A 26,122-nucleotide genomic window follows, 5' to 3' on the forward strand; every position below is an offset into this window, starting at 1 on the left:
CCCGACGCCGCAAGGGATACTGGGCGGCATGGCACGTGACGGCAGGCCGACCGAGATCTTCGTCAGCTACTCCCCGGCCGACACGGCGTGGGCGACGTGGATCGCCTGGGAGCTCGAGGCGGCGGGCTACCGGACGATGATCCAGGCGTGGGACTTCGTTCCCGGCACCAACTTCATCGACTTCATGGATCGCGGGGTCAGCGAGGCGCAGCTCGTCGTGGCGGTGCTCTCGCGCAACTACCTGACCTCGCGGTACGGGCGGATGGAGTGGCAGGCGGCGCTGCGGGCGAACCCGGACAACCCCTCCAACAAGCTCGTCACGATCAGGCTCGAGGACGTCCAGCTGGAGGGCCTGCTGTCCACGATCACCTGGGTCGACCTGCTGGGCGTCACCGATCCTGGACAGGCCAGGGCGCTGCTGCTGGGCCGGGTCAGGGAGGCGATGTCGGGCCGCGCGAAGCCCGAGGCGGCGCCGGCGTTCCCCGACGGCTCCAGCGTGCCGGCGGCCGCGCCGACGCTGCCCCCGCCCGGCGAGCGGGCCAGGGCGCGGCGCGCGCCGGTCACGGCGCCCACGTTCCCGCCGGCGGCGGGCTCCGGCGGCGCGCGCGAGTCGATCAGCGTGCTCCACGTCGGCGGCCCCCGCTTCGGCCGGGCGCTGCCGGATCCCGGCGATCCGTTCACTCCGGAGGACATGCAGGCGCGGATCTGGGCCGACCTGACCGCCATGTACGACCGGGGCATGCCCCGCCCCGACCTGATGGTCGTCAGCGGCGACCTGACCGAGTCCGGCAGCCTGGGGCAGTTCGGGCAGGCGACGCGGTTCGTGACCGATCTGCGGCTGCTGATCGGGCTGGAGCCGCACCGGCTGGTGCTGCTGCCCGGGCCGCGCGACGTCACCAAGGCGGCCGCCAGCGCCTACTTCATGACCTGCGAGGCCGACGACGTGAGCCCGCAGCCGCCCTACTGGCCCAAGTGGCGGCATTTCGCGGGGCTGTTCGGCGAGGTGTACCAGGGGCTGGACGACCGGGTGTTCGACGGCGGGCAGCCGTGGACGCTGTTCGAGGTGCCCGATCTGAAGGTGGTCGTGGCGGGGCTCAACTCGACGATGGCGATGAGCCATCTGGAGCGGGACGCGTACGCGCTGCTGGGCGAGGGGCAGGCGGCCTGGTTCGCCGAGCGGTTGCGGCCGTACGAGGAGAGCGGGTGGCTGCGGCTGGGCGCGATCGGGCACCCGCCGGACGCGCTGAGGGACGCGCCGACGTTCGACCGGCTGCTCGCGCACCGGCTCAACCTGCTCTTCCACGGCGGCTCCGGGAAAACGGCGGCCGAGGGCCGGGTCGCGGCGCCGCGCGCCGGGCGGCACCAGGTCGTCGAGATCACCCCGGACGGGATGCGCACGTGGCAGCCGGAGGGGGGCGAGCCGGAGCGGGTGCCGTGCCGCTGGCGGGCCGCGGGGGCGACGTTCACCGGCGAGAGCCCGCCCGTCCCGCCGCCCGGGCCGAAGCCGGACGAGCGCGAGCCGAGCCCGGTGGAGCTGCTGCTCGACCGGATCACCGAGGTGTGCGAGGCCAGGCACGAGCGGGCCAGGATCCGCAGGTTCGCCGCCCACCTGGTGGTCACCCACCCGGAGGACGGGTTCGTCCGGCAGACGATGATCGGCGCGCACGCCGGCGAGCTGACCGAGAGCGCCGCGGACGCCTTCGTCCGGCAGTCACACGCCGCCGGGCTGGCCGCCGAGCTGGTCTACCAGGGGCCGCCCGCCCCGCGCGCGGTCCGCGACGACCTGATGCGCAAGGGGGTGCGGCTGCGCAGCTTCACCGAGTTCCAGGGCCTGCTCGACCTCACCGGCTACGTCGCCGAGCAGACGGCCAGGCTGACGATCGACCGCCGCTACCCGCCCGACCTGTACGTGCCGCAGCGCTACCGCGAGCTGGACCGGCCGGGCAGCCAGGTCAAGCAGGGGCTGACCGACGAGCTGATGCGCCTCCTGGCCGCCGACCACGGCCGGTTCCTGCTGCTGCTGGGCGACTTCGGCCACGGCAAGACGTTCGCGCTGCGCGAGCTGGCCCGCCGCATCCCGGCCGAGCTGCCGCATCTGACGCCGATCCTGATCGAGCTGCGCGCCCTCGACAAGGCGCACTCGGTGGACGCCCTGGTGGCCGCGCACCTGGCCGGCCACGGCGAGGAGGTCATCGACCTCAAGGCGTTCCGCTACCTGCTCCGGCAGGGGCGGATCGTGCTGCTGTTCGACGGGTTCGACGAGCTGGTGACCCGGCTGACCTACGACCGGGCGGCCGACCACCTGGCCACGCTGCTGGCGGCGGCCGACGACAAGGCGAAGATCGTGGTGGCCAGCCGCACCCAGCACTTCAAATCGCACAGCCAGGTGCTGACCTCGCTCGGCGAGATGGTGGGGGTGCTGCCGCAGCGGCGGGTGCTGAGCGTCGAGGACTTCACACGCGACCAGATCCGCTCCTACCTGGCCAACAGGTTCGTCGACGGCGACGAGGCCACGGCCCGCATGTCGCTGATGGGCGAAATAAAGGACCTGCTCGCGCTGGCGCAGAATCCGCGCATGCTCAGCTTCATCGCCGACCTCGACGCCGACCGGCTGCGTACGGTGGCCGGCGCCCGGCACACGATCAGCCCCGCGCTGCTGTACGAGGAGATCCTCGGCGCGTGGCTCGCGTTCGAGGAGCGGCGGGCCAGGATCCCCGGCTCGGCCGCGGCGCTGAGCACCGAGGAGCTGCGGCGGGCGGTGACGGCGCTGGCGCTGCGGCTGTGGGAGTCCGGGGAGTCGCTGCTGGGTGTGGACGAGCTGACCGAGATCGGCGAGACGCTGACCGACCTGGCCAGCGGGCAGCTGTCGGCCGCGCACGCCGCGCACGCGATGGGCTCGGGCAGCCTGCTGGTGCGGACCGAGGAGGGGATGTTCGGGTTCATCCACGCGTCGGTGATGGAGTGGCTGATCGCCAGGTACATCGCCTTGGAGAACATCGCGCTGCTGTCCCGCCGGCCGCTGTCGGCGCTCACGGTGGAGTTCCTGTGCGATCTGGCCGACGTGCGGAAGCTGCGCGCGTGGGTGGCGGATCCGCCCGCCGACGACGTGGCCAGGGCGAACGCGGTCAAGATCGCGGCCAGGCTGCGCACCCCCGCCCGCGCCGACCTGCGCGGCGCCAACCTCAAGGGCGAGGACCTGTCGTCCAGGGACCTGCGGGAGGTGGACCTGACCGGCGCCGACCTGTCCGAGGCGACGCTGGCCGGCACGAACCTGTCCAGGGCCACCCTCCGCGACGCCAAGCTCGTCGGCGCCCGGCTGGACGGCGCCGTGCTGACCGGGGCCGACCTGACCGGCGCGGACCTGTCGGGGGCGCGGCTGGCGCAGGTGGACCTGAGCGATGTGACCGTCGAGGGCGCCCGCTGGCACCGTGCCTCGCTGATCAACGTGACCGGTACGCTGCCGCACCTGCCCGGCGCGGCGGTGGTGCCCGGGCAGCCGGTGGAGGTGGAGTTCGCACCCGCCGGAATCGGCGTCCCGTACGGATACCACTTCCAGACCAGCCGCCTGCCCGAGCCGATCGCGTACAGCCCCGACGGCGCCACCGTCGCGATCGGCAACGAGGACGGCGGCGTGCTGCTGTGCGTCGGCGGCGCGCCCGTGCGCACGCTGCAGGGGCACCGGGGCCGCGTCTACGCCGTCATCTTCGCGGGCGACCTGCTCGCCACAGGCGCGAGCGACGGCACCGTCGTGCTGTGGGACGCCCTCACCGGCGAGCGGCGGCACACGCTGTCCGGGCACGCCGACGGCGTCTGGCCGGTGCGCGTGAGCCCTGCGGGCGACCTGGTGGCGGCCGGCGGCGGCGACGGAGTCGTGCGCGTGTGGGAGACGGCCACCGGGCACCTGGTCCACGAGCTGGACGGGCACCAGGCGCCCGTCTACACCGCCTCGTTCGGCCGCTCGGCACTGGTGACGGGCGACTCGGCGGGCGTCGTGCGCGTCTGGGACCTCGCCTCCGGGCGATTGACGCGCACGCTCGAGGGCCACCGCGGCAGCGTCTACCGCGCGGTGCACAGCCCCGACGGCCACCTGCTGGCCACCGGCGACGAGGCCGGCACCCTCAGGGTGTGGGACACCGCCACGTGGGCGCCGCTGCACACGCTGACCGGCCACCAGGGCAGCATCTACTGCGTGGCGTTCTCGCCCGACGGCTCGCTGCTGGCGAGCGGCGACACGGCCTGCAGCGTCCGCCTTTGGGATCCGGTGGGCGGCGCGGCGCACGGGGTGCTCACCACGCACCCGGCGTTCGTCTACCACGTGGCGTTCAGCCCTGACGGCCGCACCGTGGCGAGCGGCGACTCCAGCGGCGTGATCAGGCTGCACCCGGTGGACGGCGGGCAGCGGGTGGAGCTGTCCGGGCACCGCAGCTCGGCCTGGCCGTTCGCCTACCGGCCGGACGGGCGTCAGCTCGCCACGAGCAGCAACGACGGCACGGTGCGGCTGTGGGACCCCGGCACGGGCAAATGTCAGCGGGTGCTGCGCGGGCACGGGCGGCGGATCTCGTCGGTCCGGTTCAGCGCCGACGGCTCGATGCTGGTGACCAGCGGCAACGACGGCGTCGTACGCCTGTGGGAGCCGCGCACCGGGCGCCGGCTGCGGGAGATCACCGGCACCGCCGACCGGCTGATCTCGGCCCTGTTCTCCCCCGCCGGTCCCCTGCTGGCCACCTCCAGCAACGACGGCGGCGTGCACCTGTGGAACGCCGTCACCGGCGAGTACGAGCGCGAGCTGAACGCCGAGACCGACCACGTGTGGGCCGAGGCGTTCAGCCCCGACGCCGACATTCTCGCCACGGCCAACGACGACGACAGCGTGCGCCTGTGGTACCGATGGACCGGGCGGCTGGCGGGCAACCTGATGGACCACCGCGGGCGCGTCCGCTCGATCGCCTTCAGCCCCGACGGCGCGTACGTGGCCACGGGCTGCGACGACAAGCTCGTCCGCATCTGGCACGTCGCCTCCGGCGGCCGGGTGGCGACCCTCGAAGGGCACACCGACCGGGTCTACTCGGTGGCCTTCTCCCCCTCCGGACGCCATCTGGCCAGCGCCGGCAACGACGGCCGGGCCATGGTGTGGGAGCTGCGGCCCGGCCAGCCCTGGCAGCCGCGGCTGATGCACACGCTCGCCGGGCACGAGGGGCGGCTGTGGAGCGTGGCGTTCAACGCCTCCGGCGACCGCCTGGCCACCGGGGGCGACGACCAGCTGGTACGGGTGTGGGACGTCGCGAGCGGCCGGCCGCTGCACGCGCTGGCCGGGCACGCCCGCCGCGTCTGGTCGGTCGCCTTCAGCCCCGTCTCCGACCTGCTGGCCAGTGCGGGCGACGACGGCGTGGTGATTCTCTGGGAGGGGGATGAGCGGCGGGCGACCCTGCTCGGGCTGCCCGAGGGGTGGGCGGCGCTGGCGCCGGACGGCCGCTACAAGATCCAGGGGGAGCCGGCCGGGCAGTTCTGGCACGTCATCGGGATGTCGCGGTTCGAGCTGGGCGAGCTGGACCCCTACCTGACAGGGGTGCAGCAGGTGCCGCTCGACTCACCCTTCTGAGCCTCGCTCATCGGGATCCGGGCGCGGCGCGCACGGCGGCGGGTCCGTCAACGGCCTCTCGCGGCGGCGACTGTGGAAGGATCCATGTCTAGATCGTTTCGGTGGCGCCGAGCATCGCGAAGGGGATCACGTATGGCTACCTGCCCGGAGCTCTCGTCGTGACCGATCAGAGGGACGCCGAGCACCGGTCAGCTATCACAGGCGAGAAGGACTCTGGACACCGGCCGCTCGCGCCCGGCACGGACGGCACTGGTCGCCGGTCAGCCGCGACCAGCGGCTCTGGACGGCGGTGGCGGACCGTCAAGATCGCGGTGGTCCTGGCCGGAGTGCTCAACCTGGTCCTGGCGGGGATCCTGATCGGCATCCCCGGCTTCCAGACCACCCTGGACTCCGTGCCCGATCCGGCCGTCGAACGCACCACGCCGCCCGCGGCAGCCCTCACCCGCCGCCCCGCGGCCACCCCGATCCCGGCCGCCCGGCGCTCCGGAACCCCGCCCTCCAGCGCCCCGGACCCCGGCGTCCCGGCCACGGGCACGCCAGTCTCCGCCACTCCGGCCCCGAGCACCGCAGCCGGCGTCTCAACCGCACCCGGAGTGATCCGGCCGCAGGGGGCACGCTCGACACGGATGCGAGGGGCCCGGCCGCGCTCCGTCCGCCCACAGGTGGTCCGCCCCAGGAAGACGTCCGGCGGACCCGCCACTCGAGCGATTCCGCCGTGAGCGGCCACACGAGCCCGCCGGCCACCGCCACCGCCACACCGGTGATCTCCCCGCCTGTACCGGCCGGCGGGCAGGCCGACGCCGGCCGGCCGGTCAGCCGCGGGCGGCACGCCTTACGAGCTCGTCCCACACGTCGCTCACCCGCGCGTCCAGCTCCTCCAGCGAACCCTCGTTCGGGACCACGATGTCCGCGACCGCCAGCCGGTCCTCCCGGCTCGCCTGCGCGGCGATGCGGGCCTTGGCGTCGGCCTCCGGCATCCTGCGGTGCTCGGCCAGCCGCCTGATGCGTACCTCGTCGGCCGCGTCCACGACGATGACCACGTCGTACATCGGCGCCAGCTTGTTCTCCGCCAGCAGCGGCACGTCGTAGACCACGATCGCGTCGTCTGCCGCCTGCCCCTGCAGGTGCGCCACCCGCTCCCCCACCAGCGGATGGACGATCGCATTGAGCGCCGCCAGCCTCTCGGAGTCGGCGAAGACGATGGACCCCAGCTTCTCCCTGTTGAGCGAGCCGTCGGGACGCAGGACCTCGTCCCCGAACACGGCCACCACCCGCGCCAGGCCGGCCGTGCCCGGCTCGACCACCTCACGCGCGATCTTGTCAGCGTCGATCACGACGGCGCCCCTGGCCGACAGCCGCTTGGACACCTCGCTCTTGCCGGAGCCGATGCCGCCGGTGAGCCCAATCTTCAACACCGCAAAAGCCTATCCACCATCGAGGCATACGGGGTCATCATCGTAGGCATGATGACCACGATCGTACGGGCGGCGCACGACCAGGCCGCGGCGGCCGGGGACGACTGGGTGGGGCCGCCGCACGTCGTGCTGGCCCTGCTCGACGGTGACTCGATCGCCGCTCGCGTGCTGACCGAGGCCGGGCTCGACCGGGCGCGGGCGCTGGAATGCCTGCACCACGGGGCGAGGCCGGGCCACGGAGCCGGCGGCTTCGCCAGTCCGGCGTTCCACGAGCTGTACGGCGTCGCCACCGGCCTGGCGCTCGCCTCGGGCGTCCGGCTCCCGGCGCCCGAGCACTGGCTTCTCGCGCTGGCCTTCGACGCCTGGGACCGGGACGCGACCCCACTGCACCAGTTCGGCCTGGACCCGGCGCAGGTCGTGGCGGCGCTGCGGGGGCACGGCGTCCCCGTGCCACCGCTCGACCCCCCCGTCCACGTCCCCTGGCGGGGCCGGCACCAGATCGTCGTGCCCGCGTCCAGGCTGCGGCCGGTGCTCGACCGGCTGAACGCGGAGCATCCGCCGGGCTCGGAGTGGCGGTGGGGCTGGAACTGGGTCGACGACGACCTGGGCCGCGCCATGATCATCGCGGAGGAGGGGATCGATCTGGCAGCTGCCTGCGCAGATGAACCATCATCAGGTGATCGTCCATCCGCTCCCGGTGCGTCTCCCGGTAGCCCAGGCGGCGATAGAGCCGCAGGTTCACCTCCGACAGGTGCCCGGTGAACAGGTCGAACGCCGTCGCCTCCGGCACCTGCTCGTGCAGCGCGCCCAGCAGGGCCGTGCCCAGCCCTTGACCTTGCCGGTCGGGCGCGACGACGAGGCGGCCGACGAGGCAGGTGGTGCCGGACAGCCGCCCGCGTACCGCGCCGACGATCCGGCCCCCGTCGAGCGCCTTCAGCACGACGGCGGTCTCGACGACCTTGCGCAGTTGCTCCAGCGACTCGATGAGCGGCGGAATGTACGGGTCGCCGTAGAGCTGGGCCTCGCTCACGTAAGCCGCCCGCTGCACGGTGAGGATCTCTCCCGCGTCCGCCGCCACCGCCCGCTCGATCCTCACGCGCAGCACCCTATCGGCCACGCGCGGCATACGTGCCTTGGTCACCGAACCATTCGGAAAAAGGCGCGAATGCCCGCCACCAGCGAGTCCGGCGTAGCCATGGCCACCATGTGGCTGGGACTGTGCGCGTCCCCCCAGTACACGATGTCGTTCTCGCGCTCGGCGATCCGCCGCAGCAGCGCGGGCCCGCCGTGCGTCGTCCCGGTCGGCACCGCGGTCTGGTCGATGGGCATGCCGGCCGCCCCGTCGTAGTACGTCCAGGAGGACGATCCGCCGGTCTCCGTCAGCCAGTAGAGGCTCGCGTTGGTGAGCAGCAGATCCCGGTCGATGGGTTCGGCCGTCTCCGACCACCCGTCGAACTCCCTGAACCTTTCCACCAGGTACGCGAGCTGCGCCACCGGCGAGTCCGCGAACCCGTACGCGAGCGTCTGGGGCCTGGCGGCGAGGTAGGGCGCGTACCCGCTGCCTCCGGCCATCCGCCCGGCCATCTCCTTCAGCTCGGCCAGCTCCTCCTCGCTCGCCCCCGCGAGCTCGGCCGGGTCGCCGGTGGGGATGCCGAGCCCGGCCGTGATGAGCGCGCCGGCCACGTGCTCGCGGTCGAGCACCGCAAGCTGGGGCGTGACCAGCGCTCCGGCGTCGTTGCCGTAGGCGCCGTACCGGTCGTACCCGAGCCGGCGCATCAGCTCGGCCCACGCGCTCGCCACCCGCGCGATGCTCCACGGCCGCTCGTCGGCGGGCTCGGGGAACGGCGAGAAGGCGAACCCGGGCAGTGAAGGGGCGACGACGTGGAAGGCCACGGCGGGGTCGAGCCCGTGGGCGCGCGGGTCGGTGAGCGGCCCGATGACGTCCAGGAACTCGGCGACGGAGTTCGGCCAGCTGTGCGTGACGATCAGCGGCAGCGCGCCCGGCTCCGGCGAGCGCGCGTGCAGGAAGTGGATGGTCTGCCCGTCGATCTCGGTGGTGAACTGGGGAAAGGTGTTCAGCCTGGCCTCCTGCGCCCGCCAGTCGAACTCGCCGGCCCAGTATCCGGCCAGCTCGCGCAGGTAGGCGACCGGCACGCCGCGACTCCATCCGCCGGGCAGCTGCCCGGCCCACCTGGTACGCCGCAGCCGCTCTCCCAGGTCGTCGAGGTCGGCCTGCGGGATGTCGATGCGAAATGGCTTGATCTCGTCCATGCCCACGACCCTAGGCACGAAAGCGGAAGGTTCCGTTCCGCATTGGCCGGGCCGGGCCATGCGAAAGGCCCCGTACAAGGAATGTACGGGGCCTTCCGTAAGGCTAGGCCTTAAGCCACAGACCTAAAACGAGCCTCAGCTCTGGCCGCCCGCGAGCTTCTCGCGCAGGGCCGCGAGCGCCTCGTCAGAGGCGAGCGCGCCACTGGCGGGAGCCGACGACGAGGAGCTGCCCGGCTGGGGCTGCGTCTCGCCGGTGTAGGACGAGGGAGCGGCCTCGCCCGCCTCGGCCTCGGCCTTGCGGGCCTCCTCGATCTGCTTCCTGTGGGCCTCGAAGCGGGTCTGAGCCTCGGCGTACTGCCGCTCCCACTCCTCACGCTGCTTGTCGAAGCCCTCCAGCCACTCCCCGGTCTCCGGGTCGAAGCCCTCGGGGTAGATGTAGTTGCCGTGCTCGTCGTAGGTGGCCGCCATGCCGTAGAGCGTCGGGTCGAACTCGACCTCGGTGCCCACGCCCTCGTTGGCCTGCTTCAGCGAGAGGCTGATGCGACGACGGTCGAGGTCGATGTCGATGATCTTCACGAAGATCTCGTCGCCGACCTGGACGACCTGCTCCGGAATCTCCACGTGGCGCTCGGCCAGCTCGGAGATGTGGACCAGGCCCTCGATGCCCTCCTCGACCCGGACGAACGCGCCGAACGGCACCAGCTTGGTGACGCGGCCCGGCACGACCTGGCCGATCTGGTGGGTGCGGGCGAACTGCTGCCACGGGTCTTCCTGGGTGGCCTTGAGCGACAGGGAGACGCGCTCGCGCTCCATGTCGACGTCGAGGACCTCGACCGTGACCTCCTGGCCGACCTCGACCACCTCGGACGGGTGGTCGATGTGCTTCCAGGACAGCTCGGACACGTGGACCAGTCCGTCGACGCCGCCGAGGTCCACGAATGCGCCGAAGTTGACGATCGAGGAGACGACGCCCTTGCGGACCTGACCCTTCTGAAGGGTGTTGAGGAACGTCTGGCGAACCTCGGACTGCGTCTGCTCAAGCCAGGCGCGGCGCGACAGGACCACGTTGTTGCGGTTCTTGTCGAGCTCTATGATCTTGGCCTCGAGCTCGCGCCCGACGTACGGCTGCAGATCGCGGACACGGCGCATCTCGACCAGGGACGCCGGGAGGAAGCCACGGAGGCCGATGTCGAGGATGAGACCACCCTTGACGACCTCGATGACGGTGCCGGTGACGATGCCGTCCTCGTCCTTGATCTTTTCGATCGTGCCCCAGGCGCGCTCGTATTGAGCACGCTTCTTGGACAGGATCAGGCGGCCCTCCTTGTCCTCCTTCTGGAGAACGAGGGCCTCGACGTGTTCGCCGACCTCCACGACGTCAGCCGGATCGACATCGTGCTTGATCGAAAGCTCGCGCGAGGGAATGACTCCCTCGGTCTTGTAGCCGATATCGAGAAGGACCTCGTCTCGATCGACCTTGACGACGGTGCCCTCGACGATGTCGCCGTCGTTGAAGTACTTGATGGTCTCGTCGATCGCGGCGAGGAAGGCTTCCTCGGACCCGATGTCGTTGACCGCTACCTGCGGGGTGCTCGAGGTGGCCTCAGTGCTGGACGTCATGTGTGGAATTGCTCCGAACGCGGACAGGATGTCGATGTGGCGGATGCGCGGCAGGCCCTCTTCCGCATCAAGCCGAGGAATTACGACATCGACGTGACCGAGCGCGAGCCCGCTCCGTCTGAGGCGCGCGCGAGCCCACAGCGCAGCGATCAGCATATGGGACCCGGGGCACGGGGTCAATCCGGGGAGGAGTCAGTAGGCGATGACCTGGAGCCCTCGCTTGGCGCCGATATTACCGCGAAGTTCCTCTGGGATGGAGATCCGGGCGGGGTCGCCGTCGGAGACGTAGCGCTCGCCAGGGTGCCTGTCCAGCCACTCCAGCCAGTGCTGCGAGCACCACGTGCGGCACTCGCCCCTCTTGCCGTTGCTTTGGATGCGCTGGATCGCTCCCCGGTCGAAATTTTTCGCGTAGGGCGAAACCGACGGCTCGGCTCCCGCGAGAAATACGCCTGCGAAATCATACCGCGTGCCGTCCCAAGATCCGGTTCGCGCCGCCTTCTTGCCGCGGGGCAGTGTCCCGTACGGCAGCGCCATGGTCCTGGACGAAGGCACGCCGAGCTTCTCCAGCAGCCGCTCGAGCCGGACGATCTGCTCGTGGACCTTCTTCCTCTTGAGCGCGCGCAGATTGCGGTGGCCCCAGGTGTGGTTGGCCACCTCGTGACCGTGGTCGACCAGCCACCGCACGGCGGTCGCCTGGGAGGCGTGGTCGCGCAGCCCGAACGGCTCCTTGTTGATCCAGAACGTGGCGACCGGCCGGAACGACGGATATTTGCCGGCCACCTCCTGGATCACGGCCACGGCCGTGCCGGGGACGGGGTTGCCGTCGACGCCGAGCGCGAAGTGGCTCGGATGCCCGTCGTCGAACGTCAGCACGACCGGGAACTTGCCCGCCGGCACCTGGATGTCGCCGGTGGCGAACTCCCTGGCGGTGATCGGCACGTATCCCCGCTCGGCCAGCCTCTCCAGCTCCTTCCTGAGCTGGTCGGGCGTCCGGTCGATGGAGGCCAGCGGCTTGGTGACGATCCGGTGGTACATCATGACCGGCACCAGCCCCAGCTCGTTGGCGCTCACCTGCCGGGCGAACTCTGGCGTGGCCACGACCCCGGGCGGCTCGCCGACCGGGGTCAGGGTGGGCGGCGCGACGCTGTTCTGCACCTCGGCCCCCAAGGGCGACCGGGCGTGCGGCCGCCCCTCGGACGGCATGAGGCCCAACCCGATGATCGCCACGGTGACCACGACGACGTTCGCGATGCCGATGATCCGCGCGAGTGACGCTGATATCCGCACTGAACTCCCGTGGCGCTGGGGGGAAAAAAGACACCTCAGGGTACTAGTGACGGATCGAAGACGCCCGGCTTTCCGGGCGTCGGCTATCGCGAGCCGCTATCGGCCGATCCCGGCGCCCGGCGTCAGTGGCCGGCGTCCTCCCAGGTGCGCCCCACGCCCACGGAGACCTCCAGCGGGAGGCGGAGCCGGTAGGCGGCGTTCATCTGGTCGCACACGAGCTGGGTGAGCTGCTCCAGCTCCCCTGGCGCCACCTCGAACACCAGCTCGTCGTGGACCTGCAGCAGCATCCTGGAGCCCAGCCCTTCCTCGCGGATCGCCTGGTGGACGTTGAGCATGGCGACCTTGATGATGTCGGCCGCCGAGCCCTGGATGGGGGCGTTGAGCGCCATCCGCTCGGCCATCTCGCGGCGCTGGCGGTTGTCGCTGGTGAGGTCGGGCAGGTAGCGGCGGCGGCCCATGATGGTCTCGGTGTAGCCGTCGACGCGCGCCTGGGAGACGATGGCGTGCAGGAAGTCGCGCACGCCGCCGAACTCCTGGAAGTATTCCTCCTTCAGCGCCCGAGCCTCGGCCACCGGGATGTTGAGCTGCCCGGCCAGCCCGAAGTCGGACAGGCCGTAGGCCAGGCCGTAGTTCATCGCCTTGATGCGGGCGCGCAGTTCGCCGTCGATCTGCTCGGGCGGCAGGTCGAACACCCGCGCCGCGGTGGCCTGGTGGAAGTCGTGGCCGGACTCGAAGGCAGCGATCAGCGCCTCGTCGCCCGACAGGTGGGCCATGATGCGCAGCTCGATCTGGCTGTAGTCGGCGGTCAGCAGCGTCTCGTAGCCCTGGCCGACCACGAAGCCCTGCCGGATGCGGCGGCCCTCGGCGGTGCGGATCGGGATGTTCTGCAGGTTGGGCTTCTCCGACGACAGTCGGCCGGTGGCGGCGATGATCTGGTTGAACGTGGTGTGGATGCGCCCGTCGTCGGCGATCTCCTTGATCAGGCCCTCGACCGTGGTGCGCAGCTTCTGCTGGTCGCGGTGGCGCAGCATGATCGTGGGCAGCTCGTGCTCGGTCTGGGTGGCGAGCCAGGCGAGCTGGTCGGCGTCGGTGCTGTAGCCGGTCTTGATCGGCTTCGTCTTGGGCAGGCCGAGCTTGGTGAAGAGGATCTCCTGCAGCTGCTTGGGCGAGCCCAGGTTGAACTGCTCGCCGACGACCCTGTGGGCCTCCTCGACGGCGTGCTTGACCGCGGCGCCGAACTCCGCCTCGAGGCCGGCGAAGTATTCGCTGTCGACGGCGATGCCCGCCCGCTCCATCTCGGCCAGCACGGTCAGCAGCGGCAGCTCGACGTCGCCGAGGAGCTGGGTGCCGCCGCGCCCGGCGAGGAAGCGCTCCATGGACTCGGCCAGCTCGCGCACGGCGTGGGCGCGCAGTGCGAGCTCCTTGGCCGGGGCGTCCTCGTCGTCGCCGAACAGCGCGGCCTGCCCGTTGGACTCCTCCTCGGCCCGCAGCTCGCGGTGGAGGTAGCGGCGGGCCAGGTCTTCCAGCGCGAACGTGCGCTGCCCGGGCATGGCCAGGTAGGCGGCCACGGCCGTGTCGCAGCTGAGACCGCGCAGCTCCATGCCCTGCGCCCAGAGGGCCAGCATCGGCCCCTTGGCGTCGTGGACGGCCTTGGGCTTGGTGTCGTCGGCCAGCCAGGCCCGCAGGGCCGCCTCGTCGTTCTCGGTGAGCTTGACGGGGTCGATGTGGGCGGCGGTGCCACCGGGCGAGGCGATGGCGATGCCGTCGACGCGCCCGGTGCCGCTGCCGTAGACGCCCTTGAAGGCGAGCCCGGCGCGGCCCTCGGGCAGCGCGGACAGCCAGCCCGCCACGCGGTCGGGGCCGAGCAGCACGGTCTCGACCTCGAAGCCCTGATCGGGCTCCTGCTCGCCGGTGCCCAGCACCTTGAACACCCGCTCGCGCAGCTCACCGCGGATCTGCAGGGTGTCGAACAGCTTGTTGATCTCCTCGCGCTCCCAGGGGCCCTGCTTGAGGTCGTCGAGCTCGGCCTCCAACGACACGTCACGCAGCAGCTCGGTGAGCCGCCGGTTCATCAGCACCTGGGCGACGTGCTCGCGCAGCTTGTCACCGACCTTGCCCTTGACCTCGTCGACCCGGTCGACGAGCGCGGTCAGCGAGCCGAACTCGCGCACCCACTTGGCCGCGGTCTTCTCCCCCACGCTGGGGATGCTCAACAGGTTGTCGCTGGGGTCGCCGCGCAGCGCGGCGAAGTCGGGGTATTGCGCCGGGGTCAGGCCGTATTTCTCCTGGACCGCCTCGGGCGTGAACCTGGTCATGTCGCTGATGCCGCGCCGGGTCATCAGGACGGTGACGTGCTCGTCGACGAGCTGCAGCGCGTCGCGGTCGCCGGTGACGATCAGGACGTTCATCCCCTGGACGGAGGCGCGGGTGGCCAGCGTGGCGATGAGGTCGTCGGCCTCGAACCCCGGCTTGGACAGGCGCGGGATGCGCAGCGTGTCGAGCAGCTCGAAGATGAGCTGCATCTGGCCGCGGAAATCCTCGGGCGTCTCGGCCCTGTTGGCCTTGTAGTCGGCGTATTCCTCATGGCGGAATGTCGGCTCCGACCGGTCGAAGGCCACCGCCACGTGGGTCGGCTGCTCATCGCGCAGGACGTTCGTCAGCATCGAGGTGAACCCGTAGACCGCCTCGGTGTGCTGACCGTCCGTGGTCATGAGGTTGGCGTCTTTGAGCGCGTAGAACGCGCGATAGGCCAGGGAATGCCCGTCGAGCAGCAATAGGCACGGGCGGCTGGGGGTCACTTCACTCTTCGGCACACACGCAGCCTAGTCTGCGACTGCGACAGAAAACCTGAGCTCGGAAGAGTGGAGACGTCCCTTTGACACAGACCAACCCCCTGGATCTCGCGCTGTGCAGAAGCATGCACGAGGGCACGCTCCCCGACCGCATGGGCCTCGAGTTCCTCGAGGCCGGCCCCGAGCGGGTCGTGGGCCGGATGCCGGTCCAGGGCAACACCCAGCCCTACGGGGTGCTGCACGGGGGCGCCTCGGCGGTGCTGGCCGAGACCCTGGGCTCGGTGGCGGCGGCCATCCACGCGGGTCCCGACCGCATCGCGCTCGGCATCGAGATCAACGCCACCCACCACCGCGCCGCCTCCACCGGGTACGTCACCGGTGTCGCGACCAGGTTGCACACGGGCCGCACCTTGGCGACGTATGACATCGAGATCACCGATGATCAGGGACGGCGCGTCTGCACCTCTCGCCTCACTTGCATGCTGCGCGACCGCTGACGCTCCGGTCACTTCGGCCGATTCTTTGCGCATCGCCCCCGCGGGTCGCTACGGTGGTCCGAACGCGAGCCCGCGGGGGAGGCCCGGTAGATAACGTGTAGCGGTCCCGCGCATGCGGGGATGTTCCCGTGTACGGCCGGGAACCCTACATGGCCCCAAAGGCCGCCCCCGCGGGTTCGTCCACCGCTTCCGGGCTATCGTTATCTTTTCGTTTCCGCAAAGAGCCAGGCGTCTCCCTCGATTTAGCCCCTGACCTGGCTTATTGTTTCCTCACGTGAGTGACACGCAGTTGTCACTAATTGGTGACGAACGGTACTGAACCGGGCGGCGCCCGATTAAGCTCCCGCCATTGCATCCCAGTTGTGCCTGCGATGCGCGCGTGTCGAGATGGAGGGGCACAACCCCGCCTTGACCTAACTTGAGGGAGCACCATTGCGCAGAGCCGTGATCGCGTTCACGGCCTTCCTGGGTGGACTCATCTTCCTGCTGGCCGGACCCGCCCACGCGGGTCCCGCCGACTGCCAGGGACTGAGGGGAACACTCAAACTCCAAGGCCAGCCAGTGAACGGCGCCAAAATCGCGGTGACCACCGAAGGCGGGCAACCCGTCAAGGAGGTCACCACCAACGCTCAAGGCACCTGGGACGTTCAGGTAGACAAACCAGGCAAGTACAAGGTCACCCTGGACCCCAGCAGCCTTCCGCAGAACGCCCAGGTGCGCGGTGGCATCAACGTCCGCACGCCGACCGTCTATGAGGGCAACTGCTCCGCGGTCCTGTTCGCCCTCCAGCCCAAGACGGCTCCGGGCCAGGAGCCGCAGGACGAAACCGGCGGCAGCACGTTCTGGACGCAGGCCGCGCAGCTGACCTTCGAGGGGCTCAACCTCGGCCTCATCATCGCCCTGGCCGCGCTCGGTCTGTCGCTCATCTACGGCACGACCGGCCTGACCAACTTCGCCCACGGCGAGCTGGTCACGCTCGGCGCCCTTCTCGCCTACGCGTTCAACGTGGGCTTCGGGCTCCATCTGATACCCGCCGCGGTGATCGCGGTCGTGGCGGCAGGCGCACTCGGCTACGGCCAGGACCGCCTGTTCTGGGGCCAGCTGCGCAGGCGCGGCACCGGCACCATCGCCATGATGATCATCTCGATCGGCGTGGCGCTCTTCATGCGCTACGCCTTCCTGATCTTCTTCGGCGGCCAGACGGAGGCCTACGCGCAGTACACCGCGCAGCCGGGCATCGAGCTCGGGCCCATCTCCGCCGCCCCGAAGAACTTCTTCGCCATGGGCATCGAGCTGGCCGTCCTGGTCGTCGTCGGCTTCGCGCTGATGCGCACCCGGACCGGCAAGGCGGCTCGCGCCGTGGCCGACAACCCCGCGCTCGCGGCCTCGTCCGGCATCAACGTCGACCGGGTGATCAGGATCATCTGGACCATGGGTGGCGCCATCGCCGCGCTGGCCGGCATCATGCTCGGGCTCTCGCAGAACCTGAAGTACACGATGGGCCAGGACATCCTGCTGCTCATCTTCGCCGGCGTGACGCTCGGCGGCCTCGGCACCGCGTTCGGCGCCCTGGTCGGCTCGCTCGTGGTGGGCCTGTTCATCCAGGTCTCCACGCTGTGGGTGCCACCAGAGCTCAAGAGCGTCGGCGCGCTGGCCGTGCTCATCATCGTGCTCCTCGTCCGGCCACAGGGCATCCTGGGCCGCCGCGAGCGGATCGGCTGATCGGGGGAGGATCAGAATGGACTGGATCACGATCTTCAGCACCACCATCAAGGCCGCCATCGGCGTGGAGACGGTGCTCTACGGGCTCGCCGCCATCGGCATCAATATCCACTTCGGCTACACCGGCCTGCTCAACTTCGGCCAGGCCGCGTTCATGGGCGTGGCCGGCTACGGGCTGGCCGTCACCGTCACCGTCCTGGGCCTGCCCTTCTGGATCGGCATCATCATCGGCCTGGCGGCCGCGGTGCTCCTGGCGATCATCATGGGCATACCGACGCTGCATCTGCGCGCCGACTACCTGGCCATCGTCACCATCGCGGTGGCCGAGATCATCCGGCTCGTCTTCCGCTCCGTGCAGTTCAAGAGCGTCTTCGGCGGCTCCGACGGACGGCGCGGCTTCTCGGAAGGGTTCTACGCGCTCAACCCCTTCCCCGAAGGGGACTACGGCTTCAACCTCGGCCCGGTGCCGCTCTTCTTCCCCCACTGGCAGCTGTGGGTGATACTCGTCGGCTGGGTGCTGATCGCCCTGTGCTGTGGCATGGTCTACCTGCTGATGAAGAGCCCATGGGGCCGCGTGCTCAAGGCCATCCGCGAGGACGAGGACGCGGTACGCAGCCTGGGCAAGAACGTCTTCTCGTACAAGATGCAGTCGCTCATCCTGGGCGGCGTCGTCGGCTGTCTCGGCGGCTTCGTGTACGGCCTGGCCTTCGGCTCGGTCCAGCCGGACATCTTCGGCACCGAGACCACCTTCTTCCTCTACACGATGGTCATCCTGGGCGGCGCCGCACGCGTGCTCGGCCCCATCGTCGGGTCGATGATGTTCTGGGTGCTGCTCGTCCTGGTCTACGGCATCCTGACCGAGGCGGTCAGCTCCGGGTACATCACCTTCATGGACACCAGTCAAGTCGGTGCGTTCCGGTACATCTTCGTCGGTCTCGGCCTCATCCTGCTGCTCGTCTTCCGGCCACAGGGCATCTTCGGTGACAAGAGGGAGATAGCAATCGATGCACGCTGACACCACGATCAATGACCGCAAAGCCGCAGCGCTGGCCGTCTTCAAGGACCTGGCCCGCGAGCCCGGAGTGCCCAAGCCGGACCCGATCCTGGTGGTGGACAACGTGGTGCGCCGGTTCGGCGGCCTGACCGCCGTCGAGGTGGGGCACGTCGAGATCCAGCGCGGCTCCATCACCGCGCTGATCGGCCCCAACGGCGCGGGCAAGACCACGTTCTTCAACCAGCTCACCGGCTTCGACACGGCCGACTCCGGCTCGTGGACGTTCAACGGGCGCTCCATGAGCGGCGTGCCCGCGCACAAGGTGGCCCGCTCGGGCATGGTGCGCACCTTCCAGCTCACCAAGGCGCTGTCCAGGCTGACGGTGCTGGAGAACATGCGCCTGGGCGCCCAGCAGCAGAAGGGCGAGAACTTCTGGCGAGCCCTCGTGCCGAGCTTCTGGCGCGGGCAGGAGGACGAGATCACGGAGCGGGCCGAAGAGCTGCTGACCCGGTTCAAGCTCGACGCCAAGCGCGACGACTTCGCCGGGTCGCTGTCCGGCGGCCAGCGCAAGCTGCTGGAGATGGCCCGCGCCCTCATGGTTCAGCCCGAGCTGGTCATGCTCGACGAGCCCATGGCCGGCGTCAACCCGGCGCTGACCCAGTCGCTGCTCGGCCACGTCAAGGACCTGCGCGAGCAGGGCATGACGGTGCTGTTCGTCGAGCACGACATGGACATGGTCCGCGACATCAGCGACTGGGTGATCGTCATGGCGCAGGGCGCGGTCATCGCCGAGGGCCCGCCGTCGACGATCATGTCCGACGACCGCGTGATCGACGCCTACCTGGGTTCCCACCACGACGCGCCCCTTTCGGAAAGCGAGCTCGAGGCTCAGCTTCACGAGGCTGAGGCGGCTCTCGAGGCCGAGATCGAAGAGGAGACGCAGAAGTGAACGCCGCAGAGCCTGCCGAGTCGAAGGCGGCCGTCACCGACCGCAGCGCACACCTGGAGGGCGCCGAGGACGCCGTGCTGCGGTGCGACGAGCTGATCGCCGGCTACCTGCCGGGCGTCAACATCCTCAACGGCTCCGACCTCTACGTCAAAGACGGCGAGCTGATCGGCATCATCGGCCCCAACGGCGCCGGGAAGTCGACGCTGCTCAAGGCCATGTTCGGGCTGGTCAACATCCGCAGCGGCACGGTGCTGCTCAAGGGTGAGAACATCACGAACATGAAGGCGCACTCACTGGTCTCGCGCGGCGTCGGCTACGTCCCGCAGAACAACAACGTCTTCCCCAGCCTCACCATCGAGGAGAACCTTGAGATGGGTGCCTACCAGGTGCCCGCGAAGTTCAAGGAGCGCTTCGAGTTCGTCGCCGAGCTGTTCCCCGCGCTCAAGGAACGGCGCAAGCAGCGCGCCGGCTCCCTGTCCGGCGGTGAGCGGCAGATGGTCGCGATGGCCCGGGCCCTCATGACCGAGCCGTCGGTGCTGCTGCTCGACGAGCCGTCCGCCGGCCTGTCCCCCAAGCTGCAGGACCTGGTGTTCCTCCAGGCCCAGCAGATCAACAAGGCGGGCGTGACGGTGGTCATGGTGGAGCAGAACGCGCGCCGCTGCCTGCAGATCTGCCACCGCGGCTACGTCCTCGACCAGGGCCGCAACGCCTACACCGGCACCGGGCGGCAGCTCGCCAACGACCCCAAGGTCATCGAGCTGTACCTCGGCACGCTGGCCAAGGCGTAAATCCCGATCCAGACGGCGAAGGGGCTCCCCAGGGGGCCCCTTCGCCGTTTTTAATGAGCGCTGTGAAACGTTTAGCGGCAGTCGCGCTCCTGTTGCCCGTGCTGCTCGTCGGCTGCCAGGACGACGAGTCCTCGGCGCAGCAATACAGCACCGGCGGCGACCCCACCGACAGTCCCTGCGCCCGCGTGGTCTCCGCCATCGGGTACGCCGACCTCATGCTGGAGCCGAGGGGCCGGGAGGACCGGCAGCACTTCGAGGACGCCGTGACCGGCCGCCTGGCGGAGGCCCGCGGCATCACGCTGCAGTTCGGCGACCGGCTGCCCAGCTCGCTCAGAGGGGCCGTGGAGACCGTCAAGGCGACGACCGCGGGGCTGTCAAAGAACGACGTGCCACGTGAGCGGCAGGTGACGCTGCTGAAGCAGTACCGGGCGGCCGCCGACCGGATCGTGGCGGGCTGCGCATAGCGAAGGGCCCGGCCGTGGCGGCCGGGCCCTGTTGCTTGCTGCTGGCGCGTACTAGCCGGCGATGTTGCCGGTGCGGTACTCGAGCGCCTTGGTGGCGTACTTGTTGTCCTTGCCGTACTGGTAGATGCCGATGGTGGCGACGGCCGGGTCACCGGCGTCGTTGAACTCGACCGGACCGCTGACGCCGTCGTAGTCGAAGTCCTTACCGGCCTTCAGCAGGTCGACGCACTCCTTGAAGCTCTTGCACTTGTCGCCGCTCTTGCTGACCTCGCCCAGCTTGGCAGCGATGTCGACGCCCGCGTCGCTCTTGGCGGCCTCGGCCGCCAGCGCGATCAGGTTGGCCGCGTCGTAGGACTCGGGGGCGTAGCTGAAGTCCTCGAGCTTGGGGTTGACCTCGAGGAGCTTCGACTGGAAGTCCTCCGGAGCCGCGGCACCGGGGATGGTGCCCTTGACGCCGTCAAGCGTGCCCTTGGGCATCTTGAGGTAGTTCGTGTTGGACGTGTTGCCGTCAACCATGTACCACTGGTGCTTGTCGGCCGGCAGGCCCTGCTTGACCAGCTCCTGCACCACCTTGGCGGTCTCCTCGAACCCGATCAGGACGATGCCCTTGGGGTTCTTCGCCTTGAGCTTGGCCACGTCGGCCGAGAAGTCGGCGGCCTTCGGGTCGTAGTCCACGCGCTCGACCACTTCGGCGCCGCCGTCGGTGACGGTCTTCTGCACCTGGTCGGCCAGGCCCGTGCCGTACGAGTCCTGCATCGCCATGATGCCGACCGTGTCGTTGCCGTCGGCAACGATCAGGTCACCCAGCACGCGGCCCTGCAGCTTGTCCGGCGGCGAGGTGCGGAAGAACAGGTTCTTGTCCGCGACCGTGGTGAGTTCGTCGGAGGTGTTGGCCGGCGAGAAGTGCACCACGCCCGCACCGGTGATCTTGTCGATCACCGACAGCGACACCGACGAGGACGCGGCGCCGATGATGGCGTCGGCCTTCTGCGCAATCAGCTTGTCAACCGACTGCGAGGCGATGTTCGTGGTCGTGTCGCCAGAGTCCGTGTCGAACTTGGCGACCGGCTTGCCGAGCACGCCCCCGGCCTCGTTGATCTCCTTGAGCGCCAGGTCGACCCCGGCGAACTCGGGCGGGCCGAGGAAGGCGAGCGAACCGGTCTGGGGCAGCAGAGTGCCTAGGGTGAGCGTACCGTCGCCCTTGGTTGCGGGCGCGGCAGAGGTCTCCGCCGCCGTCGGCGAAGTCTGCGTGGCGGTGTCGCCGCCGCCACCGCCGCAGGCTGTCAGGGCGAGGCTGGTGGCAGCCACGACAGCCAGCGCCCGCCCCACGGGAGCAATGCGGATCATGAAGTGTCTCCTTGATTCCAGGCCGGGATCCGTCAGCACCGCCGAGCGTTCCCGATCGAATGACCGAAAGGTATAAAACCGCAGCGTGCTGGCACTAGATGAACCGCGGAACTGTCGGCACTTGGATGCTGAGTCGTAATCACTCCTCAACTTACGGGACCTGACCGAGCACGCATAATCTGCGGCAGGTGAAGCGCATAACGCTCTCCCTCGCCATGACGGTCGTGCTAGCAGGTTGCGGCACATCGGAGCCGCCTCCCCCGCCTTCCACCGCCCCTCCCCCTGGCGTGTCAGTGTCGCTGGCACAATGGCGTTCCGACGAAGCCGTGCACGAGATGCAGGTGGCCGTCCGCAACACGACCGACACGCCGGTGCATTTCGCGGATGTCCAGCTCGTCACACCGTCTTTCAAGACCCTGCCGCCGAAGAAGACCGACGCTACCTTCAAGCGGACGGAGCGGACGGACCTCCCCATCCCGTACGGCGCCGCCAACTGCTCCCCCCAGGGTCTGCCCGAGGTGCGCCCCGCGACGGTCGTGGCGCACGTCCGCACCGGCTCCGAGCAGCCCCGCAAGGTGGTCTTCCAGGTGCCTCACCCGGATCCGCTGCTGGCCAGGCTGCTGCGTGACGAGTGCTCGGAATTCCTGATCAAGCAGGCGGCGACCATCGAGTTCGGCCCGGAATGGAAGCTGTCGGGCAAGGCCATGCGCGGCAACCTGATCGTTACCCGCCGAGGCGCCGGCACGGTGACGCTGAACGACATCGGCGGCACCACCCACTACATCGCCACGCCGGACCGCAAGCCGCTGGGCGTGCTGGAGGCGGCCGCGCAGCGGCTGGAGACACCCATCGAGCTCACCCCCGGCCGCTGCGACCCGCACGCGTTCGCCGAGGCCAAGAAGGCGTTCCTGTTCCCCCTGCGGGCCAGCATCGACGGGGGCGAGGAGCGCGTGGTCATCGTGGTGCCGCCCAAGCCGCTGCAGGATCGCCTCCTGGCGTACGCGCTCGAGGCGTGCGGCCTGGGCGGATGAGTCTCAGCCGTCGATGTCGGCCTCGGCGGCCAGGCGCGCCTCCGAGGCCGGCCGCCGGCGTGGCGGACTGCTGCGCGAACGTTCCGTGAGAGTTACCGCCGGATGTCAGAACCGGTCAAGCCCTGATCCGAATTTCCGGATCAGGGCAGATATGTGACCGCCCGCCCCACCGCGTCCGCCGGGTCTTCGGAACGGTAACGGGTCGGCGCCCGGCCCGGAGCCCGGCTCAGCCGGCGATGTTGCCCTTGCGATATTCGATCGCCTTGGCCGCGTTGAACTTGTTGTTCGCCCCGTACTGGTAGACGCCGATCGTGGCGACCGACGGATCGCCCACCTCGTTGAAGTCGACCGGCCCGCTGACACCCTCGTAGTCGACGTCCTTGCCGGCCTTCAGCAGGTCGACGCACTCCTTGAAGCCGGCGCACTTCTCGCCGGTCTTGCTCACGTCCATCAGCTTCGCCGCGATGGCCGCCCCCGAGTCGTCCCCCGCCGCCTCGGCGGCCAGCGCGATCAGGACCACCGCGTCGTACGACTCCGACGCGTACGTGAACTCGGCCAGCTCGGCGTTGACCCCCAGCAGCCGCTTCTGGAACGCCTCGGGCGCCGCCGCCCCCGGGAGCGTGCCCTTGACGCCGTCCAGCGTGCCCTCAGGCGCCCTGACGAAGTTCGTGTTCGACATGTTGCCGTCCACCATGTACCACTTGTGCTTGCTGGCCGACATGCCCTGCTTGACCAGCTCCTGCACGACCTTGACCGTCTCCTCGAACCCGATCAGCACGATGCCCTTCGGGTTCTTCGCCTTGATCTTGGCCACGTCGGCGGAGAAGTCGGCCGCCTTCGGGTCGTAGTCCACTCGCTCCACAATCGTGCCGCCCGCCGCCTCCACGGTCTCGATCACCTGGTTCGCCAGGCCGGAGCCGTAGGAGTCCTGCATGGCCAGGATGCCGACCGTGTCGTTGCCATCGGCCACGACCAGGTCACCCAGGACCCGCCCCTGCAACTTGTCCGGCGGCGCCGTACGGAAGTAGAGCCCCTGGTCGTTGATGGTGGTGAACGCGTCGGAGGTGTTCGCGGGCGAGAACTGCAGCACCCCCGCCCTCGTGATCTTGTCGATGATCGACTCCGACACCGATGACGAGGCCGCGCCGACAATGGCGTCCACCTTCTGCGCCAGCAGCTTGTCGACCGACTGCGAAGCGATGTTCGTCGTCGTGTCGCCCGAGTCCGTATCCGACTTGGTGACCGGCTTGCCCAGCACCCCGCCGGCCTCGTTGATCTCCTTGAGCGCCAGGTCGACGCCGGTGAACATGGGCGGGCCCAGGTACGCGAGCGAGCCCGTCTGCGGCAGCACCGTACCGATGGACAGCGTGCCGTCCCCCTTCGCGGCCGGGGAGGACTGCACGGAAGCGGTTTCTGAGGCGCCCGGCGCGGCGGTGGTGCCCCCGCCCGAACACGCCGCCAGTGCCAGGCACGCCGCGGTGGCGACGACCGGCGCGCGGGAAATGCGGATCATCGAGAGCGTCTCCGTTCGAAGATGAGCGGACCTTCCGTCCGCCCATCAGTTACGCGCCGGGACGCCTCCGGTGAAAGCACCCGAGGCCGGTTGGATGCTCAGTCGTGACCGCACCACAACCCATCAGGCCAAATCACCTGATAAAGGGCTTCTCACGACTGCTTGGCCGCGTCGTCTATAACGATCTGAGCAACCTCCCGCATGCTCAGCCGCCGGTCCATCGACGCCTTCTGGATCCACCGGAACGCCTGCGGCTCGCTCCAGCCGTGCTGCGTCATCAACTGACCCTTGGCCCGCTCCACCAGCTTCCTCGTCTCCAGCCGGTCCGACAGGCTCGACACCTCCGCCGCCAGCGCCACCATCTCCTCGTGCCTGCTGACCGCCATCTCGATCGCCGGCACCAGATCCGCCTTCGTGAACGGCTTGACCAGGTAGGCCATCGCCCCCGCGTCACGCGCCCGCTCCACCAGGTCACGCTGGGAGAAGGCGGTCAGGATCAGACACGGGGCGATCCGCTCGGACACGATCCGCTCCGCCGCGGAGATGCCGTCGAGCACGGGCATCTTGACGTCCAGGATGACAAGGTCGGGTCTCAGCTCGGCGGCCAGCCGGATCGCCTGCTCGCCGTCCCCGGCCTCGCCCACGACGACGTAGCCGTCCTCCTGGAGCATCTCCTTGAGGTCGAGGCGGATCAGGGCCTCGTCTTCCGCGATCACTACTCGCCGCTGCGTACTCACGAGCAGAAGAGTACCGATGTCCGGTAGATTAGATCCACGCTGGCACCCCACAGCTGATCAACTTCGGCGGTAGGATGCGGCGCTTATCCGGACAAGTCCGGATATTTCCGCCGGAATGATGGAATGGCAGACATGGACGCCTCAAAAGCGTCTGCTCGAAAGGGCGTGCGGGTTCGAATCCCGCTTCCGGCACTGTAGCAAAGCGGAAACTGTCGGTGACGGTTGCCATGCTGGCCTCATGCATGCTCGCGAGACCGTGGACCGCGCCCTCAGCCCCTCATCCCAAGGTCTGTTCGATCGCCAAGTGGCCGAGTTGTGCGGCGTCTCCATTGGAGCGGTCCAGAAATGGCGAACCGGTGCCCGTCGCGCACGCGAGGACGAGGATCGACGACGCCACCACAGCTGTCCTCGTTGCCACGACCGCGCGCTCGACCACGTGACCTATGCCCACCTGCTGGGGCTCTACCTCGGGGATGGGCACATCGTGCGCTGCCGCAAGGAGGTGTATCAGCTCTCCCTCTTCTGCGACAACGGCTGGCCAGGCCTGATCGAGGAGGCCTGGCAAGCAATGGCACGCACCATGCCCACCTCCTCGGTCAGCCGCCGTCAGCGCAATGGCTGCACGGAGGTGAAGAGCTACTCCAAGCACTGGGTGTGCCTGTTTCCCCAGCATGGCCCAGGCATGAAACATCAGCGCGAGATCAAGCTGACCGACTGGCAGCAGGAGATCGTGGAAACGCATCCTGGCATGTTCGTCCGTGGATTGATCCATTCCGACGGCTACCGCGGCATGAACTACATCCGCCGTGACCTCCCCAGCGGCGTGCGCTGGTACGAATACCCGCGCTACCACTTCAAGAACGAGTCCCGCGACATCCTCGCCCTCTGTGGCAAGGCACTCGATCTGCTCGGCGTCGCCTGGCGCTTCAACAACCGCAACGAACTGTCGGTCGCCCGGCGGGAGGCCGTGGAGCTGCTCGACCTCTACGTCGGCCCCAAATACTGACCCCTACCAGGGCACCGTCCCCGCATCGTCGAAGAAGCCGCCCGTCGGGCCGTCCGGTGGGAGGGTGGCCAGCTTGACGATGATGGCGGC

General features: G+C 69.5%; 19 protein-coding genes, 1 tRNA gene and 1 pseudogene. 12 read left to right on the forward strand and 9 right to left on the reverse strand.

The genetic code is table 11. From position 1 onward, the window contains the following. Positions 1–28 precede the first annotated feature (28 nt). Positions 29–5,599, forward strand: coding sequence for a WD40 domain-containing protein (locus EJK15_RS14340; RefSeq protein ID WP_138710893.1), 5,571 nt, complete (start codon positions 29–31; stop codon positions 5,597–5,599). Positions 5,600–5,757: 158 nt separating this feature from the next. Next, the gene (locus EJK15_RS14345; RefSeq protein WP_138710894.1) at positions 5,758–6,318 is read left to right on the forward strand and encodes a hypothetical protein; all 561 of its coding nucleotides are present in this window, start codon (positions 5,758–5,760) and stop codon (positions 6,316–6,318) included. A gap of 93 nt (positions 6,319–6,411) precedes the next feature. Here EJK15_RS14345 and coaE read toward each other — a convergent pair whose 3' ends face one another. Then, complete coding sequence (gene coaE, locus EJK15_RS14350) at positions 6,412–7,014, reverse strand: dephospho-CoA kinase (RefSeq protein WP_138710895.1); 603 nt, start codon at positions 7,012–7,014, stop codon at positions 6,412–6,414. A gap of 51 nt (positions 7,015–7,065) precedes the next feature. On the opposite strand from coaE, the pseudogene EJK15_RS78440 reads away from it, so the two are divergent. Continuing rightward, a pseudogene (locus tag EJK15_RS78440) lies at positions 7,066–7,356 on the forward strand (Clp protease N-terminal domain-containing protein); the annotation flags it as partial. Positions 7,357–7,633: 277 nt separating this feature from the next. Here the strand turns inward: EJK15_RS78440 and EJK15_RS14360 are convergent. The 5 genes from EJK15_RS14360 to polA form a co-directional block, all read right to left on the reverse strand. Further along, on the reverse strand, positions 7,634–8,140 hold the full coding sequence (locus EJK15_RS14360; protein ID WP_138710927.1) for a GNAT family N-acetyltransferase: 507 nt from the start codon (positions 8,138–8,140) through the stop codon (positions 7,634–7,636). Between the two features lie 11 nt (positions 8,141–8,151). Then, positions 8,152–9,285: an epoxide hydrolase family protein gene (locus tag EJK15_RS14365; protein WP_138710897.1), complete on the reverse strand. Its 1,134-nt coding sequence runs from the start codon at positions 9,283–9,285 to the stop codon at positions 8,152–8,154. 135 nt (positions 9,286–9,420) lie between these two features. Continuing rightward, on the reverse strand, positions 9,421–10,905 hold the full coding sequence (rpsA, locus tag EJK15_RS14370) for a 30S ribosomal protein S1 (protein ID WP_138710898.1): 1,485 nt from the start codon (positions 10,903–10,905) through the stop codon (positions 9,421–9,423). A gap of 192 nt (positions 10,906–11,097) precedes the next feature. Beyond that, entirely contained in the window at positions 11,098–12,192 is a 1,095-nt protein-coding gene (locus EJK15_RS14375) for a polysaccharide deacetylase family protein (RefSeq protein ID WP_138710899.1), read from the reverse strand. A 122-nt stretch (positions 12,193–12,314) separates the two neighbouring features. Beyond that, positions 12,315–15,005: a DNA polymerase I gene (gene polA / locus EJK15_RS14380; protein WP_138710900.1), complete on the reverse strand. Its 2,691-nt coding sequence runs from the start codon at positions 15,003–15,005 to the stop codon at positions 12,315–12,317. 104 nt (positions 15,006–15,109) lie between these two features. Here polA and EJK15_RS14385 point away from each other — a divergent pair, with 104 nt between their 5' ends. The 6 genes from EJK15_RS14385 to EJK15_RS14410 all read left to right on the forward strand — a co-directional run bounded on the left by EJK15_RS14385 (position 15,110) and on the right by EJK15_RS14410 (position 20,398). Next, complete coding sequence (locus tag EJK15_RS14385) at positions 15,110–15,481, forward strand: PaaI family thioesterase (protein ID WP_138710928.1); 372 nt, start codon at positions 15,110–15,112, stop codon at positions 15,479–15,481. 432 nt (positions 15,482–15,913) lie between these two features. Then, positions 15,914–17,203 (forward strand): branched-chain amino acid ABC transporter permease, encoded by a 1,290-nt coding sequence (locus EJK15_RS14390; RefSeq protein WP_240776969.1) that lies wholly within the window; start codon positions 15,914–15,916, stop codon positions 17,201–17,203. Between the two features lie 16 nt (positions 17,204–17,219). Then, the gene (locus tag EJK15_RS14395; protein WP_138710901.1) at positions 17,220–18,218 is read left to right on the forward strand and encodes a branched-chain amino acid ABC transporter permease; all 999 of its coding nucleotides are present in this window, start codon (positions 17,220–17,222) and stop codon (positions 18,216–18,218) included. Then, on the forward strand, positions 18,208–19,146 hold the full coding sequence (locus EJK15_RS14400; RefSeq protein WP_138710902.1) for an ABC transporter ATP-binding protein: 939 nt from the start codon (positions 18,208–18,210) through the stop codon (positions 19,144–19,146). Before EJK15_RS14395 ends, EJK15_RS14400 begins: the two co-directional genes overlap by 11 nt. Then, positions 19,143–19,934: an ABC transporter ATP-binding protein gene (locus tag EJK15_RS14405; protein ID WP_138710903.1), complete on the forward strand. Its 792-nt coding sequence runs from the start codon at positions 19,143–19,145 to the stop codon at positions 19,932–19,934. Before EJK15_RS14400 ends, EJK15_RS14405 begins: the two co-directional genes overlap by 4 nt. A gap of 62 nt (positions 19,935–19,996) precedes the next feature. Beyond that, the gene (locus EJK15_RS14410; protein ID WP_138710904.1) at positions 19,997–20,398 is read left to right on the forward strand and encodes a hypothetical protein; all 402 of its coding nucleotides are present in this window, start codon (positions 19,997–19,999) and stop codon (positions 20,396–20,398) included. 51 nt (positions 20,399–20,449) lie between these two features. Here EJK15_RS14410 and EJK15_RS14415 read toward each other — a convergent pair whose 3' ends face one another. After that, a complete protein-coding gene (locus EJK15_RS14415; RefSeq protein WP_138710905.1) occupies positions 20,450–21,745 on the reverse strand; it encodes an ABC transporter substrate-binding protein in 1,296 nt (431 codons plus the stop codon). 326 nt (positions 21,746–22,071) lie between these two features. Here EJK15_RS14415 and EJK15_RS14420 point away from each other — a divergent pair, with 326 nt between their 5' ends. Further along, on the forward strand, positions 22,072–22,776 hold the full coding sequence (locus EJK15_RS14420) for a hypothetical protein (RefSeq protein WP_138710906.1): 705 nt from the start codon (positions 22,072–22,074) through the stop codon (positions 22,774–22,776). Positions 22,777–23,002: 226 nt separating this feature from the next. Here EJK15_RS14420 and EJK15_RS14425 read toward each other — a convergent pair whose 3' ends face one another. Further along, positions 23,003–24,289, reverse strand: a complete 1,287-nt coding sequence (locus EJK15_RS14425) for an ABC transporter substrate-binding protein (protein WP_138710907.1) — start codon at positions 24,287–24,289, stop codon at positions 23,003–23,005. 152 nt (positions 24,290–24,441) lie between these two features. After that, positions 24,442–25,026: an ANTAR domain-containing response regulator gene (locus tag EJK15_RS14430; RefSeq protein ID WP_240776970.1), complete on the reverse strand. Its 585-nt coding sequence runs from the start codon at positions 25,024–25,026 to the stop codon at positions 24,442–24,444. A 109-nt stretch (positions 25,027–25,135) separates the two neighbouring features. Between EJK15_RS14430 and EJK15_RS14435 the strand changes: the two genes are divergently transcribed. Both EJK15_RS14435 and EJK15_RS14440 read left to right on the forward strand, forming a co-directional pair. Then, positions 25,136–25,218: transfer RNA gene (locus EJK15_RS14435), tRNA-Leu, on the forward strand. A gap of 46 nt (positions 25,219–25,264) precedes the next feature. Next, positions 25,265–26,032 (forward strand): helix-turn-helix domain-containing protein, encoded by a 768-nt coding sequence (locus EJK15_RS14440; RefSeq protein ID WP_138710908.1) that lies wholly within the window; start codon positions 25,265–25,267, stop codon positions 26,030–26,032. Positions 26,033–26,122 lie beyond the last annotated feature (90 nt).

The sequence above is a fragment of the Nonomuraea basaltis genome (genome assembly GCF_005893125.1).
GTDB classification, from domain to species: Bacteria; Actinomycetota; Actinomycetes; order Streptosporangiales; family Streptosporangiaceae; genus Nonomuraea; species Nonomuraea basaltis.